General features: G+C 74.9%; 14 protein-coding genes, 1 pseudogene and 1 riboswitch. Of the genes and pseudogenes, 8 read left to right on the top strand and 7 right to left on the bottom strand.

What is annotated here, in order from left to right; genetic code table 11:
* Positions 1-38: 38 nt before the first annotated feature.
* The gene (locus ACGFIZ_RS11675) at positions 39-1,571 is read left to right on the top strand and encodes an MDR family MFS transporter (protein ID WP_393418302.1); all 1,533 of its coding nucleotides are present in this window, start codon (positions 39-41) and stop codon (positions 1,569-1,571) included.
* A 4-nt stretch (positions 1,572-1,575) separates the two neighbouring features.
* Here the strand turns inward: ACGFIZ_RS11675 and ACGFIZ_RS11670 are convergent, their stop codons facing one another.
* Complete coding sequence (locus ACGFIZ_RS11670) at positions 1,576-2,100, bottom strand: GNAT family N-acetyltransferase (protein ID WP_393418300.1); 525 nt, start codon at positions 2,098-2,100, stop codon at positions 1,576-1,578.
* Between the two features lie 166 nt (positions 2,101-2,266).
* Between ACGFIZ_RS11670 and ACGFIZ_RS11665 the strand changes: the two genes are divergently transcribed.
* The 5 genes from ACGFIZ_RS11665 to ACGFIZ_RS11645 all read left to right on the top strand — a co-directional run bounded on the left by ACGFIZ_RS11665 (position 2,267) and on the right by ACGFIZ_RS11645 (position 6,246).
* Positions 2,267-3,028, top strand: a complete 762-nt coding sequence (locus ACGFIZ_RS11665) for a serine/threonine protein kinase (RefSeq protein ID WP_393418298.1) — start codon at positions 2,267-2,269, stop codon at positions 3,026-3,028.
* 95 nt (positions 3,029-3,123) lie between these two features.
* Entirely contained in the window at positions 3,124-3,543 is a 420-nt protein-coding gene (locus tag ACGFIZ_RS11660; protein WP_393418296.1) for a molybdopterin-binding protein, read from the top strand.
* Entirely contained in the window at positions 3,540-4,316 is a 777-nt protein-coding gene (gene modA, locus ACGFIZ_RS11655) for a molybdate ABC transporter substrate-binding protein (RefSeq protein ID WP_393418294.1), read from the top strand. The genes ACGFIZ_RS11660 and modA overlap by 4 nt, the downstream gene beginning before the upstream one ends.
* Positions 4,313-5,164 (top strand): ABC transporter permease, encoded by an 852-nt coding sequence (locus ACGFIZ_RS11650; RefSeq protein WP_393418534.1) that lies wholly within the window; start codon positions 4,313-4,315, stop codon positions 5,162-5,164. The genes modA and ACGFIZ_RS11650 overlap by 4 nt, the downstream gene beginning before the upstream one ends.
* Positions 5,146-6,246 (top strand): ABC transporter ATP-binding protein, encoded by a 1,101-nt coding sequence (locus ACGFIZ_RS11645; protein ID WP_393418292.1) that lies wholly within the window; start codon positions 5,146-5,148, stop codon positions 6,244-6,246. Before ACGFIZ_RS11650 ends, ACGFIZ_RS11645 begins: the two co-directional genes overlap by 19 nt.
* A 73-nt stretch (positions 6,247-6,319) precedes the next feature.
* On the opposite strand, the gene ACGFIZ_RS11640 is transcribed toward ACGFIZ_RS11645, so the two are convergent.
* The 4 genes from ACGFIZ_RS11640 to ACGFIZ_RS11625 all read right to left on the bottom strand — a co-directional run bounded on the left by ACGFIZ_RS11640 (position 6,320) and on the right by ACGFIZ_RS11625 (position 10,770).
* Entirely contained in the window at positions 6,320-7,063 is a 744-nt protein-coding gene (locus ACGFIZ_RS11640; RefSeq protein WP_393418290.1) for an amino acid ABC transporter ATP-binding protein, read from the bottom strand.
* Entirely contained in the window at positions 7,060-7,896 is an 837-nt protein-coding gene (locus ACGFIZ_RS11635) for an amino acid ABC transporter permease (RefSeq protein ID WP_393418288.1), read from the bottom strand. Before ACGFIZ_RS11635 ends, ACGFIZ_RS11640 begins: the two co-directional genes overlap by 4 nt.
* A 34-nt stretch (positions 7,897-7,930) precedes the next feature.
* Positions 7,931-8,827: an ABC transporter substrate-binding protein gene (locus tag ACGFIZ_RS11630; RefSeq protein WP_393418286.1), complete on the bottom strand. Its 897-nt coding sequence runs from the start codon at positions 8,825-8,827 to the stop codon at positions 7,931-7,933.
* A gap of 247 nt (positions 8,828-9,074) precedes the next feature.
* Positions 9,075-9,186: riboswitch (SAM riboswitch) on the bottom strand.
* A gap of 450 nt (positions 9,187-9,636) precedes the next feature.
* Positions 9,637-10,770, bottom strand: a complete 1,134-nt coding sequence (locus ACGFIZ_RS11625) for a peptidoglycan-binding protein (protein WP_393418284.1) — start codon at positions 10,768-10,770, stop codon at positions 9,637-9,639.
* 237 nt (positions 10,771-11,007) lie between these two features.
* Here ACGFIZ_RS11625 and ACGFIZ_RS11620 point away from each other — a divergent pair, with 237 nt between their 5' ends.
* Both ACGFIZ_RS11620 and ACGFIZ_RS11615 read left to right on the top strand, forming a co-directional pair.
* On the top strand, positions 11,008-11,910 hold the full coding sequence (locus ACGFIZ_RS11620) for an SPFH domain-containing protein (protein WP_393418282.1): 903 nt from the start codon (positions 11,008-11,010) through the stop codon (positions 11,908-11,910).
* A 281-nt stretch (positions 11,911-12,191) separates the two neighbouring features.
* On the top strand, positions 12,192-13,409 hold the full coding sequence (locus ACGFIZ_RS11615; RefSeq protein ID WP_393418280.1) for an MFS transporter: 1,218 nt from the start codon (positions 12,192-12,194) through the stop codon (positions 13,407-13,409).
* A 33-nt stretch (positions 13,410-13,442) separates the two neighbouring features.
* On the opposite strand, the gene ACGFIZ_RS11610 is transcribed toward ACGFIZ_RS11615, so the two are convergent.
* Both ACGFIZ_RS11610 and ACGFIZ_RS11605 read right to left on the bottom strand, forming a co-directional pair.
* On the bottom strand, positions 13,443-13,859 hold the full coding sequence (locus tag ACGFIZ_RS11610) for a YchJ family protein (RefSeq protein ID WP_393418277.1): 417 nt from the start codon (positions 13,857-13,859) through the stop codon (positions 13,443-13,445).
* Positions 13,860-13,955: 96 nt separating this feature from the next.
* A pseudogene (locus tag ACGFIZ_RS11605) lies at positions 13,956-14,048 on the bottom strand (phytochelatin synthase); the annotation flags it as partial.

The following is a 14,048-nucleotide window of genomic DNA, read 5'->3' as shown; positions in this document are numbered from 1 at the left end:
CGATTCCGGTTCGACCGTCCAGCGGAGGTGAGGCCTGCATGGCGACGACACCGGCAGCCGGCACGCGGGCAGGGGTCGGCCTGCGGTCCGAGCGCGGTCCCGTGCTCGGCGCGATCATGCTCTGTACCGGCCTGGTCGCCATCGACGCCACGATCATCGCCACCGCGGTGCCCTCCATCGTCCGTGACCTGGGCGGCTTCTCCCAGTTCCCGTGGCTGTTCTCGATCTATCTGCTCACCCAGGCGGTCACCGTGCCGCTGTACGGCAAGTTCGCCGACTCGCTGGGCCGCAAACCGGTGATGTTCTTCGGCATCGCCATGTTCCTGCTCGGCTCGGTCCTGTGCGGCTTCGCCTGGAGCATGCCCGTACTGATCGTCGCGCGCGCCATGCAGGGTGTCGGCGCAGGCGCCGTCCAGCCCATCAGCATGACGATGGTCGGCGACCTCTACACCGTCGAGGAACGCGCCCGGGTGCAGGGATACCTGGCCAGTGTCTGGGCGGTCGCCTCCGTGCTCGGCCCCACCCTGGGCGGGGTCTTCTCCGACTACCTGTCGTGGCGGTGGATCTTCTTCGTCAACGTGCCGCTCGGGGCGGTCGCGGCGGTGGTGCTGGCCCGCCAGTTCTCCGAGCGGGTGACCCGCAGCACGCACAAGGTCGACTACGCCGGGGCCGCCCTGCTCACGGGCGGGTTGTCGTTGCTCATCCTGGGGCTCCTCGAAGGGGGAGTGGCCTGGCCCTGGGCCTCCGTCCAGAGCCTGGCGATCTTCGCGGTCGGCGCGGTCCTGCTCGTCGCGTTCGTCCTCGTGGAGCGTCGTGCCGCCGAGCCCGTGCTGCCGCTGTGGGTGTTCCGTCGCCGCACGCTCGTCGGCGGGAACCTCGCCTCGCTGGTCGTCGGGGCCGTGACGATCGGGTTGAGCTCGTACCTGCCGACCTACGCGGAGGGCGTGCTCGGTACCAGCGCGCTGGTGGCGGGGTTCGCGTTGGCGGCGCTCACGATCGGCTGGCCGATTGCGGCCACCCTCTCCGGGCGCGTCTACCTCCGGATCGGCTTCCGGGACACCGCGCTCATCGGCAGCGTGTTCGTCATCGGCGGCACGGCGCTGATCTCGCTGCTGGCGGCGGACTCGCCGCTGTGGATGACCGCGGCGGGGGCCTTCGTCGTCGGCGTCGGGCTCGGCCTCGCCGCCAGTCCGACGCTGGTCGCCGTGCAGTCCGTGGTCGGGTGGGAACGCCGGGGCGTGGTCACCGGCACCAACATGTTCAGCCGCTCGCTGGGCAGCGCGGTCGGCGCCGCGGTGTTCGGCGCGATCGCCAACGCCACCCTGGCCGCCCGGTTCGCCGAGCCGCCCGCCGACGTCGCCGGGCGGATCCCCGCCGACGCGGACGCCAGCAGCCTGGTGGTCGGCGCGCAGACCATGGCACCGGCGGTGGCCGAGTACGTCCGCGACTCGCTGTACGACGCGACGCACCACGTCTTCCTCGCGCTGGTCGTGGTCGCCGTGCTCGGCGTGGGCGTCCTGCTGCTGATGCCGCGGCGCAGCGAACCGCTGACGTTCGACCGGACGGAGTAGCCCGTCAGAGGTCGTTGAACGGCTGCGCGTACGCGAACTCGCCGCGGATCGACGGGCGCCAGGCGGTGAGCGGGCGGGCCTGGAAGTATCGCGGCCCCCAGGGCTGCGGCGGGGTGACGCCGAGGTCGACCGCCGGGCGGAACCCGAACCGCGGGTAGTAGTCGGGGTGGCCCAGCAGCACCACCAGCGGCTCGTCCAGCGCGTCGGCCGCGCCGAGCACGGCGTGCGTGAGTGCGCTGCCGACCCCGCGCCCCTGCCACGCGGGCAGTACGCCCAGCGGCCCCAACCCGAGTGCGACCGGCTCGCCGGCCACCCACCCCCGCGTGCACACCACGTGCCCGACGACCTGCCCGTCCGGGTCGGTGGCGACCAGCGACAGCGCGGGCAGCCACGCCTCGCTGGCGCGCAACGCGTCGACCAACCCCACCTCCACCGGTACGTCGTCCGGGGCGTCCGCCTCGGCGAACGCCGCGCCGTGCACCGCCCGGACCGCCTCGACGTCCTGGCCTGTCTCCCGCCTGATCAACACCGCGCCACCATAGCCGCTCCCACGGGCGCCCCCACCACCCCGGACGGCCCTCGTCGATCAAGAGATCTGCGTCGGGATCCGCGCGGCGGGACGGCACAAATCTCTTGATCAACAGGGGGAGGGCGGCCGGGCGGGGGCGGGTGGGCCTTGCGGGTAGGGTGGCCCGGTGCGGGTTCCCGAGCCCGAGGAGGCGTTCGTCGTCTTCGGCGACCAGGACTCCGGCTGCCTCTCGTACGGTGTGCAGGTGGACGGCCGGCGGTGGTTCGTGAAACGGCCCCGTACGCCCGCCGCCGCCGCGTCCCTGGCCCGCGCGCTCGGGCTGCACGCCGCCGTACGGCACGCCGCGATCGTGCGTCCCGAGGTCGTCCTCGACGGCACCGACGGGCCCGTCCTGGTGTACCCGTGGCGGGCGGGGACCGTGCTCAACCGCGCCACCGTCCACGGGTCGGACCGGATGGGGCTGGCCCGGTTCCAGACCCTGCCCCTGCCCGAGGCGCGGGCGGCGCTGGCGACGGTCCTCGACGCGCACGTCGCCGTCGCCGCCGCCGGGTACGTCGCGGTGGACCTCTACGACGGCTGCCTGCTGTACGACTTCGACGCGCACCGCATGCGCCTGGTCGACCTCGACGAGTACCGGCCGCAGCCGTTCCTGCTCGCCTCCGACCGGCTGCCCGGCTCCCGCCGGTACATGGCGCCGGAGGAGTTCGCGCGCGGCGCGCGGATCGACCACCGGACGACGGTGTTCGCGCTCGGCCGCGTGCTGCACCACCTGCTCGACTCGCCGGGCGGGTGGCGGGGCGCCGCCGGCGAGCGGGCGGTGGTGGACCAGGCGACCCGGCCGGACCCGGACGACCGGTACCCGGACCCGGCCGCCCTGGCCCGGGCGTGGGCGGAACAGGAACACGCGGCGGCCGAACTGCTGCCCTGAGGCCGCATCCGCGAGCCCCGCGCCCGCCGAGGCCGGGTGGATGCTGGTCGGTTCGGGGGATGCGGGCCGCGCCTGCGGCCCGGTAGGGTGCTCGCGTGACCGTGTTCCGGATCGGCGAGGCGGCGGAGCTGCTCGGCGTCAGCACCGACACCGTCCGGCGCTGGATCGACGCCGGCCGGCTGGCCGCGGCCCGCGACGAGCACGGGCACCGCGTCGTCGACGGCGTCGACCTGGCCGGGTTCGTCCGCGCCGCGGCCGCCGCCCCCGACGGGCACGCCGAGTTCTCCTCGGCCCGCAACCGGCTGCGCGGCATCGTCACCGCCGTGGTCAAGGACGCCGTCATGGCCCAGGTCGACATCCAGGCCGGGCCGTTCCGCGTCGTGTCGCTGATGAGCCGCGAGGCGGTCGACGACCTCGACCTGCGGGTCGGCTCGGTGGCCGTGGCGGTGATCAAGTCGACGACGGTGGTGGTGGAGCGGCCCGCGTCCGCCCCCCGGGGAAGGAGCGGCTCGTGACCGCGAGATGGGGTTCGCTGGCTGCCGCCCTGGTGCTCGTCCTCGCCGGGTGCGCCGATACGCCCCGCCCGGCCGCGTCCGGCGACGGGGTGCGCGGCCCGGTCACCGTGTTCGCGGCGGCGTCGCTGACCGAGACGTTCACCCGGCTCGGCAAGGAGTTCGAGGCCGACCACCCCGGCGCCACCGTCACGTTCAGCTTCGCCGGCAGCTCCGCCCTGGCCACGCAGATCAACCAGGGCGCCCCGGCCGACGTGTTCGCCGCCGCCTCGCCGGCGACCATGGCCACCGTCGCCGACGCCGGGAACGCCGACGGCGCCCCGGCCACCTTCGCCCGCAACCAGCTCGTCGTCGCCGTGCCGAAGGGCAATCCGGGGCGCGTCGGCGGGCTGGCCGACCTGGCCCGCCCCGGCGTGAAGGTCGCGCTCTGCGCCGAGCAGGTGCCCTGCGGCGCGGCGGCCCGCACGGCCCTCGACGCCGCCGGGGTGTCGCTCACCCCGGTCACCCTCGAACAGGACGTCCGGGGCGCCCTGGCGAAGGTGCGCCTCGGCGAGGTCGACGCCGCGCTGGTCTACCGCACCGACGCCACCGCCGCCGCGTCCGAGGTGGACGCCGTGGAGTTTCCCGAGTCCGCCCGCGGCGTCAACGACTATCCCGTCGTGATGCTCCGGCGCGCCGGCAACCCCGCCGCGGCGCGGGCGTTCGTCGCGTACGTCCTGTCCGACCGGGGGCGGGCGGCGCTCACCGCCGCGGGCTTCCAGGCCCCCGGGTCCTGACCCCGGTGGCACGCCCGACCGCGCCGCCGCCGCCCGAAGGGCGCGCCGGCGTCGGCCGCCGCACCCGCGGCGCGCGGGTGCCGCTGGCGTTGTTCGTCCCCGCCGGCCTCGGCCTGGCCTTCCTCGTCCTGCCGCTGCTGGGACTGCTCGCCCACACCCCCTGGGCGGAACTGCCGCAGCGCCTCGCCGCCCCCGGGGTGCTCGCGGCGCTGCGGCTGTCCCTGCTCACGGCCACTTTCGCCACGCTGCTCTGCCTCGCTCTCGGCGTACCGCTGGCCTGGCTGCTGGCCCGGGTGCCGTTCCCCGGCCGCCGGCTGGTCCGGGCGCTGGTCACGGTGCCCCTGGTCCTGCCGCCCGTGGTCGGCGGGGTGGCCCTGCTGCTGGTCTTCGGCCGTCGCGGGCTGCTCGGCGGCTGGCTCGACGCCACCCTCGGCGTCACGCTGCCGTTCACCACCGCCGGCGTGGTGCTGGCCGAGGCGTTCGTGGCCATGCCGTTCCTCGTCATCGCCGTCGAGGGCGCGCTGCGCGGCGCCGACGCCCGCTACGAGGAGGCCGCCGCCACCCTCGGCGCCAGCCGGTGGACCACGTTCACCCACGTCACCCTGCCGCTCGTCGCCCCCGGCGTCGCGGCCGGGGCGGTGCTGTGCTGGGCGCGCGCCCTCGGCGAGTTCGGGGCCACCATCACGTTCGCCGGCAACTATCCCGGCCGCACCCAGACCATGCCCCTGGCCGTCTACCTCGCCCTGGAGACCGACGTGGAGGCCGCGATCGTGCTCAGCCTGGTCCTGCTCACCGTCTCGGTGGCCATCCTCGCCGGGCTGCGCGACCGGTGGATCACCGGCCCGTGACCGCCGCCGACCCACCGCTGCTGGACGCCCACCTGGTCGCCGACCGGGGCGCCTTCCGCCTCGACGTGCCGCTGCGCGTCGACGCCGGCGAGGTGGTCGCGCTGCTCGGCCCCAACGGCGCGGGCAAGACGACCGCCCTGCGCGCCCTGGCAGGCCTGCACCCGCTGAGCGCCGGTCACCTGACCCTCGGCGGGGCCGACCTCGACCGGCCCGACCGGCGGGTGTGGACCCCGCCGGAGCGCCGCCCCGTCGGGGTCGTCTTCCAGGACTACCTGCTCTTCCCCCACCTGAGCGCGCTCGACAACGTCGCCTTCGGGCCCCGCCGGCGCGGTCTCGACCGGCGGGCCGCCCGGGCCCACGCCCTGACCTGGCTCGGCCGGGTCGGCCTCGCCGAGCAGGCCCGCCGCCGGCCCCGGCAGCTCTCCGGCGGGCAGGCCCAGCGGGTCGCGCTCGCCCGCGCCCTCGCCGTCGACCCGACCCTGCTGCTGCTCGACGAGCCCCTCGCCGCCCTCGACGCCCGCACCCGGCTGGACACCCGCGCCGAGCTGCACCGCCACCTCGCCGCCCACCCGGGCGCGGCGGTGCTGGTCACCCACGACCCGCTCGACGCGCTGGTGCTCGCCGACCGTCTCGTGATCGTCGAGGAGGGCCGGGTCGTGCAGGAGGGCGACGCGGCCACCGTCACCGCGCGGCCCCGCACCGAGTACGTGGCCCGGCTCGTCGGGCTGAACCTGCACCGCGGCCACGCCGACGGCCACGCCGTCCGGGTCGGCGGGCTGGCCCTCACCGCCGCCGACCGGGTGCGTGGGGACGCCTTCGTCGCGTTTCCGCCCGCCGCCGTCGCCCTGCATCCCGCCCGGCCCGACGGCGGTGCCCGCAACACCTGGCCCGCCACCGTCAGCGGGGTGCAGCGCCACGGCGACAACCTGCGCGTCCAGCTCGACGGGCCGCTCCCGGTGGCCGCCGACGTCAGCCCGACCGCCGCCGCCCGGCTGCGCCTCGTCCCGGGCCAGCCGGTGTGGGCGGCGGTCGAGGCCGCCGAGACCCGCGCCTACCCGGCCGGCCCGCCGCCGCGTGCCTGACCGGCCGGGCGGTCACGGACGCCCCCGGTACGCGGGGACGGCCGGGCGTGTGGAATCCGGGCGGGAGGGACGGTCAGAGCACCTGGGAGAGGAAGCGGCGCAGCCGCGGGTGCTCGGGGCGCTCGAAGATCGCGGCGGGTTCGCCGGCCTCCAGCACCACGCCGCCGTCCATGAACGCCACCGTGTCGGCGACCTCGCGGGCGAAGCCCATCTCGTGGGTCACCACCACCATGGTCATCCCGCCCGCCGACAGTTCGGCCATGATGCCCAGCACGCCCTTGACCAGCTCCGGGTCGAGCGCCGACGTCGCCTCGTCGAAGAGCATCACCTGCGGCTGCAACGCCAGCGCCCGGGCGATCGCCACCCGCTGCTGCTGCCCGCCGGACAGGTGCGCCGGCCGGGCGTCGGCCTTGCCGGCCAGCCCGACCCGCTCCAGTTGGGCGCGGGCCACCTGCACGGCCTCGTCGTCGCCGAGGCGCCTGATCCGGCGCAGCGCCAGGGTGATGTTGCGCAGCACGGTCATGTGCGGGAACAGGTTGAACTGCTGGAAGACCATTCCGACCCGCTGGCGCAGCGCGTCCGGGTCGTCGCCCAGCACACTGCGCCCGTCCAGCAGCACGTCGCCCCGGTCGGGCTCGAGCAGCCGGTTGATGGTGCGCAGCAGCGTGGACTTGCCGGAGCCGGACGGCCCGATGACGCAGGCCGTGCCGCCCCGGGCGACGTCCAGGCTCGCGCCGCGCAGCACCCGGTTGGCGCCGAAGGCGAGGTGCACGTCCCGGACGCTCAGGCTGACCGGCGCGCTCGTGACGGTGCTCATCGGTGCTCCCTTCCTGCCGGGCCGCCGACCGCGGCCTCCCCGGGCAGCGCGGTCTCGCCGGCCAGCGCCAGCCCGCCGTCGTCGTCGGCCGCGACGTCGTCTGGGACACCCCCACCCAACAGTTCGGCCGGGCGCCCCTGCCGCAGCCGCCGGTCGATCCAGTTGACCGCGTGGGTCAACGGCACGGTCAGCGCCAGGTAGAACAGGCCCGCCAGCAGCAGCGCGGACTCGTTGCCGGTGTTCGCCGCGTGGTCCTGCCCGATCCGGAACAGCTCCCGCTGGCTGGCGACGAGGCCCAGGAAGTAGACCAGGCTGGAGTCCTTGATCAGCGCGATGAGCTGGTTGACCCACGCCGGCAGCACGCGGCGCACGCCCTGCGGGATGATCACCAGCCGCATCGCCTCGCCCCAGGAGAAGCCCAGCGCCCGGGCGCCCTCCAGCTGCGCGGCCTCCACGCTCTGGATGCCGGACCGGAAGATCTCCCCGATGTACGCCGCGGCGATCAGCGACAGCGCCAGGATGCCCAGCGGGTACGGGTTGGGACCCCACACCTGCATGCCCAGCGGCGCCAGCCCGACGCCGATGAGCAGGATCGTCGCCGCGGCGGGCAGCCCCCGGAAGACGTCGGTGTAGACCCGGGCCGGCCAGCGCAGCCACCGGGTACGGGAGATGCCGGCCACGGCCAGCAGCATGCCCAGCAGCGAGCCGAGCAGGGCGGCCGAGATCGCCAGGATCAGCGTGTTGGGCAGCCCGACCGTCAGCATCTCGGGCAGCGCCACGCGCATCGAGTCCCAGTCGAAGAACGTCTCCCACAGGGTGCTCAGTGGATCCATCGTCCCGTCCGTCCCGCTCGCTCGTCACGTACCGTCAGGAAGCCGCCGAGGCGGACGCCGACGGCGCGGCCGTCCCGGACGGCTCGGTCGCCGCCGACGGGACCGGCACGGTGCCGCTGCCCGGCTTGAAGTCGGCCGGGATCGGGCGGCCCGGGTAGTACTGGGCCTGCAGCCGGCTCCAGGTGCCGTCGGCGATGACCTCGTCGAGGCCCTTGTTGAGCACCTCGCGCAGCTTGTCGTTGCCCTTGGCCACCGCGTACGCGGTCGGGGCGGGGCTGAGCTGCTTCGCCGCCACCTTGATCTTGCCCCCGCTGTCGGCGGCGGTCTTCTCGCCGATCTCGGCCGGGGCGATCCACGCGTCGGCGGTGCCGGCTTTGAGCTGGTTGAGCGCGCCGTTGTAGTCGGGCACCCGCACCGGGTTCAGGTTCTGCCCGGTGGCGTAGTCGTCCTGCACGGTGCCCTGCACGACCACGACCCGCTTGCCCGCGAGCTGGTCGAAGCCGGTGATCGAGGAGCCGGCCGGGACGTCGAGGCCGAAGTAGCCGAAGTCGTAGCCGTTGCCGAAGTCGACGGTCTTCTTCCGCGCCTCGGTGATGGTGATCGACGAGCTGCCGACGTCGAACTTGTGGTTGTTGACCTGCGACAGCAGTGCGGAGAAGTCGGTGCCGACGAACTCCACCCTCAGGCCGATCTTCGCCGCGACCGCGGTGAGCAGGTCGTTGTCGAAGCCGGTGAACGTGCCGTCCTTCAGGTAGACGTTCGGCGGGGCGTCGGTGAGCGTGCCGGTGCGCAGCACGCCGGCCTGGAGTAGGCCGTACGGGTTGTCCGCCGCGTTCGGGGCGTCGTCGCCGCAGGCGGTCAGCGCCCCGGCGGCGAGGACGGCGGCGGCGCCGAGGGCGGCGACCTTGGTCAGGGCAGGAAGGAATCGCACAGGTGTCTCCTGGATCGGGAAAACGGCACGCCGCCGGCCGCCGAGGACGGCGCCGGGTGGGCGTACCGGGAGGGGTTGCCGGAAGGGGGCGCTCAGCGCGAGGTGCGGCGACAGCCGGCGCTGCACATTCGCATCAGGTCCACGTGCCGGCGCCTGACCATCGCGACGCGGGGGAGCGGGGCTCCGGCCGGCGGGCAGAGGTGGTAGGCAGACATGGCTCTCCAGGGTCGGTGATGACCTGGGGACCAGGCCACGCTTGCACCGGTGACACTCCGGTGCCTGGTCTTCACCCGGGGCACCCCACCGCGGAGGAGGGTTGCCGGCCAGCGAGCCGGGGCTTGGCGCTGGCGCTCATGACCTGCACCGACAGTAACAGGGCACCCGGGCCGCCCGTCCAGCCGATATGACCACGCTCACGCGCTGTGACCGGACGGGTGGTCGGCGTCCACCGCCGGTAGCGCCGTTCTCGCCGTCGGCTTCGCCGAGCGCGGTCGGCGCGCCGCCGAGCTGCTGCTACAGCGGATCGCCGAGCCCGGCCTGCCGCCCCGCCGCGAGCAGGTCCCGCCGCGCCTGGTCGTCCGCGCCTTCAGCGCCGCGCCGACGGTCGCGGTAACCGAGCCGCTGGAGCTGGGGGCGCGTGGACGCTGATCGCCCGCACCGCCCCGCGTACCCGCAGGTGGCGGCGTGCCCGCGGCGCGCGACCGCCCGACGCCGCCCGGGGGCCCGGTCCTGCCCGGCCCGTCGCCCGCCGGAGCGGGCGGCGGCGCGGGCGGCGGCGCGGGTGACCCCCCACGCCGCCGCCCGCGGCGTCAGTCCGCCTGGAACGACGGGCGGACGACGCCGCCGACGAGCGCGCACCAGGTGTTCGTGTCGACCTTGCCGTTCGGCTCCAGGCCGTGCAGCCGCTGCAGGTCCTGGACGGCCTTCTTGGTGGCGTAGTCGAACTGGCCGCTCACGGCGACGTCGGCCCAGCCCTTCATGTTCAGCATGAACTGGGCGGCGCTGACCGGGGCGCCGGTGGCGTCCTTCTCCAGCTCCGGCGCCAGCGTTTCCCACGTCGGCGTGGTCAGGGTGGCGTCGACGTCGACCGGGATGCCGTTGCGGGCCTGCCAGTCCTGCACCGCCGCCACGGTCGCCGCGTCGAAGGCGCTGCTGACCGACAGGGGGTAGCCGCGGTGGGTGAGCAGGTACTGCACCACCCGCACGGAGGGGGAGCTGACGAAACGCCACAGGTCCGGCCAGCGGCGCGCCGGCACGTCCGCGAGGTCGGTGCCCAGCTCGCGGAACACGCGCCGGCGCAGCGTCGGGAACTGCGCGTAGAACGCCGCGCCGGGGCAGAGGGTGTTGCGGAAGTCCCAGTGGCCGAAGATGTCGTGGGCGTGCAGCCCGTACTGGCGGCAGATCGTCGTGCAGAGCCGCACCAGCGAGTCCAGCAGCGCCTGCGGGGGCGTCTCGGTGACGTACGTGCCCTCGTTCTCGATACCGATGGCCCGGCCGTTCTCGCCGGGGCAGTGCGCCGAGATCATCTGCCGGTCGCCGGCGGTCAGCCGTTCCAGGCTGCCGCGGCGGCCCTCCGTCACGTACCCGCCGCGGCTGACCGTGAAGTGCTGGCCGGTGTCCGACCAGCCGTTGCCGTCCATGTGCAGGTTCTGGCAGTCCCGGGCCAGCTTGATCGCCTGCTCGCGGGAGTAGTCGGTGACGTTCGGGAACGCCATGTGGTGCACGATGATCTTGTTGGTGGGGATGGCGCTGACCGACAGCGGGTCCTTCGGCGGGCGGGCGCCCCACTGGTCGCAGCTGATGATCCAGTCGAGGTCCGAATCAGAAGCGGCCCGCGCGGCGGTGGGGAACGCGAGTTCCGATCCGACGACGGCGACCGCGGCCGCGCCGAGCCCGGCCCGCAGCACCGTGCGGCGGTCCAGTTCGGAATGGTCGAGGTGCATGGCATCTCCTTCGTGGCCGATGGACGACCGGGGGTGAAAAGGAGCTACAGAGGGAAAGGCTGAGGTGGAGAATATTGCCACAGCCGGCGGAACGCCAGGGGTGGGTCGCTGGGTTCGTGGCCGGTGCTCCGCGTGGGGCCCGACGGCCTCCGGCCGGCGCCGACCGGGACGAATGCCGGGCGGCATCGCGGGTATGCGCGGCGCCGGGAGGTGGGGGCCTCCGGGATCGAGGGGGACATGGCAGTGGGCGCCGTCGTCGGCCTGGTCATCGTCGTCGTGCTCGCGCTGCTCCTGCTGTCGCTGAGCGTGCGCATGGTGCAGCAGTACCAGCGTGGCATCGTCTTCCGCTTCGGGCGGGTGCTGGACCGCGTCCGCGGACCCGGCCTGCAACTGATCGTGCCGGTCGCCGACCGGATGGTGCGGGTGAGCATGCAGACGACGGTCATCGGCGTGCCCGCGCAGGGCGTCATCACCCGGGACAACGTCACGCTGACCGTCGACGCGGTCGTCTACTACCGGGTGGTCGACCCGGTGAAGGCGCTGGTCAACGTGCGCGACTACCCGGCCGCGGTGCTCCAGGTGGCGCAGACGGCGCTGCGCTCGGTGATCGGCAAGGCCGACCTGGACACCCTGCTGCGCGACCGGGACCGGATCAACGCGGAGCTGAAGGCGGTCATCGACGCCCCGACCGAGAAGCCGTGGGGTCTGCTGATCGAGCGCGTCGAGGTCAAGGACGTGTCGCTGCCGGAGGGGATGAAGCGGTCCATGTCCCGGCAGGCCGAGGCCGAGCGGGAGCGCCGCGCCCGGGTGATCGCCGCCGACGGCGAGTTCCAGGCGTCCCGCCGGTTGGCCGACGCGTCCCGGGCGATGGCGGGCACGCCGGGGGCGTACCAGCTGCGGCTGCTGCAGACGGTGGTGGACGTGGCGGCGGAGAAGAACAGCACCCTGGTCATGCCCTTCCCGGTCGAGCTGCTGCGCTTCTTCGACGTGGTCGCCCGCCGGTCCGGTGCGGCGGCGGTGGGGCACGAGCCGGCCTCCGCACCGGAGGCCGGCCCGTCCGGTACGCCGGAGCGGGAGCCCGCCGCGGCGCCGGGGGCCGAACGCGCCGACGGCCACCGTGGCGGCCCACCGGCCCGATGAGAGGACTGGGCGGGCGCATCAGCCCGCCCAGTCCTGGCACCTAGTGTCCTAGGATGCGCTACGGATCGTGTCGGGCCGCACCAACCGCACGGTCGTGCACCGGCCCCGACCTCCACGAGAGGCCGTCCGGCGGGGAAGTGACACCGGCGTGGCGTTACGTGCCGCGCCGCCGGCCGAAACGGTCACGGACCCGGCGAGGTTGATCCGACGTTGACGACCGCTGCCGTGGGCCGCCGGGTACGCGTACCCCGGTGTCGGTCCACGTCCCCGTGGAAGGTCCGATGGTTCTCATCTCCGCCCGCGCGCCCGACACCGCGGTCCGCCGGCTGACGGCCACCCTGTACGGCTACGCGTTCCTGTCCGACCTCGTCCTGCTCTATCCGCTCTACGCACTGCTGTTCAGCGACACCGGGCTGTCGGTGTGGCAGATCTCCTCCCTGTTCGCCGTCTGGTCGGTGGCCGGTCTTCTGCTGGAGGTCCCGTCGGGGGCGTGGGCGGACGCCGTCTCGCGCCGGCTGCTGCTGTGCATCGCGCCGCTGTGCGCCGGCGCGGGGTTCGCGCTGTGGGTGCTGCTGCCGTCGTATCCGGCGTTCGCGGCCGGCTTCGTGCTCTGGGGTGCGGGCGGGGCGCTGCGCACCGGGGCCCTGGAGGCGCTCGTGTTCACCGAGCTGGAGCGCGGGGGCGCGGCCGGCCGGTACGCCCGGATCATCGGCCGCGCCCGCACCGCCGAGGTGCTGGCGGTCATGGCGTCGATCGCGCTGGCGGGGCCGGTGTTCGGCTGGGGTGGGTACCCGGCCGTGGGGGCGGCCAGCGTGCTGGCGTGCCTTCTCGCCGCCGCCGTGGCCACCGGCTTCCGCGAGCACCGCGCGGCCGACGTGCCCGTCGGGCCCGGGGCGTGTGCCGTGCCCGGGGGGCAGGGGTGGTGGGGCTGCCTGCGGTCCGCCCTGGCCGAGGTCCGGGCTGATGCCCGCGTACGCGGGGCGGTGCTGCTGGTGGCGGTCGTGACCGCGGTGTGGGGCGCGGTCGACGAGTACGTGCCGTTGCTGGCCAGGGAGTCCGGGGTGGCGGAGTCCACGGTGCCGCTGCTGGTGCTGCTGGTCTGGTCCGGGGTGACCGTCGGCGGGCTGCTCGCCCCGGTGGGGGAGCGGTGGGGCCGGCGTGGCCTCGCCGGGCTGCTGGCGCTGGCCGCGTCGGCGCTGGCCGTCGGCGCGGGCGTCGGCCGGCCGGCGGGGTTCGTGCTGATCGCCGTGGCGTTCGCGGCGTTCCAACTGGCGACCGTGCTGACCGGCGCCCGGTTGCAGGCGAGCATCACCGGGCCGGGTCGGGCCACGGTCACCTCGCTGGCGGGGATGGGCACCGACCTGACGATCGTGGGGGTGTACGGCGCGTACGGGCTGGTGGCCACGGCGGTCGGCAACCGGACCGCGTTCGTCTGGGCCGCCGTGCCGTACCTGGTGGTGGCGGCGCTGGTCGCCGTCGGCCGGCGGGCCCGGGGTTGACGTGCCGTCGGTGTGGCTCGCCGCCGTCGGGGCTCACTCCGGCTGCGCGTCCAGGTAGACCCACCGCCCGTCCTCCCGGACGAAGCGGCTGTGTTCGGTGAGCGTCCCGGGCCGGCCGCCCTGCCGGTAGTGGGCCCGGAACGCGACGGAGCCGGCGGTGTCGAACAGCCCACCGCGGTCGGTGCCGAGGATCTCCAGCCGGGTCCAGCGCTGGTCGGGGTCGAGGCGCAGCCGTGCCGGGCGGGTGCCGGAGTGCCAGCTGCGCAGCAGGTACGCGGCGTCGCCGGCGGCGAACGCGCTGAACCGCGACCGCATGAGCGCCTCCGCCGTGGCGGCGTCGGCCTCGCCGCGGTGCAGCCGGCCGCAGCACTGCGGGTACGGCTGGCTGGCCCCGCACGGGCAGGGGCGGGTGGCCGGGTCCGCGTCGGCGCGGCGCTGTCGTTTCGCCATCCCTGCATCCTGCCGGGTGGCCGGTCCCGGGTACGCCGAAGGGCCCGGCCCCGTGGTGGTGGGGTCGGGCCCTTCGTGGTGCGTTTTTCCCGAGGGTCAGGCGGTGGCGCTGTAGCCGCGGGTGGCGATCCAGTCGGCGAGGTTGTCGACGCTCATCTGGTAGGAGGCCTGGTCGGGGTTGGCGGAGTC

This window comes from Micromonospora sp. NPDC048830, assembly GCF_043198215.1.
GTDB lineage: Bacteria > Actinomycetota > Actinomycetes > Mycobacteriales > Micromonosporaceae > Micromonospora.
Note: the sequence above shows the minus strand (reverse complement) of the source record. Positions and strands in the feature narration are given on the sequence as shown.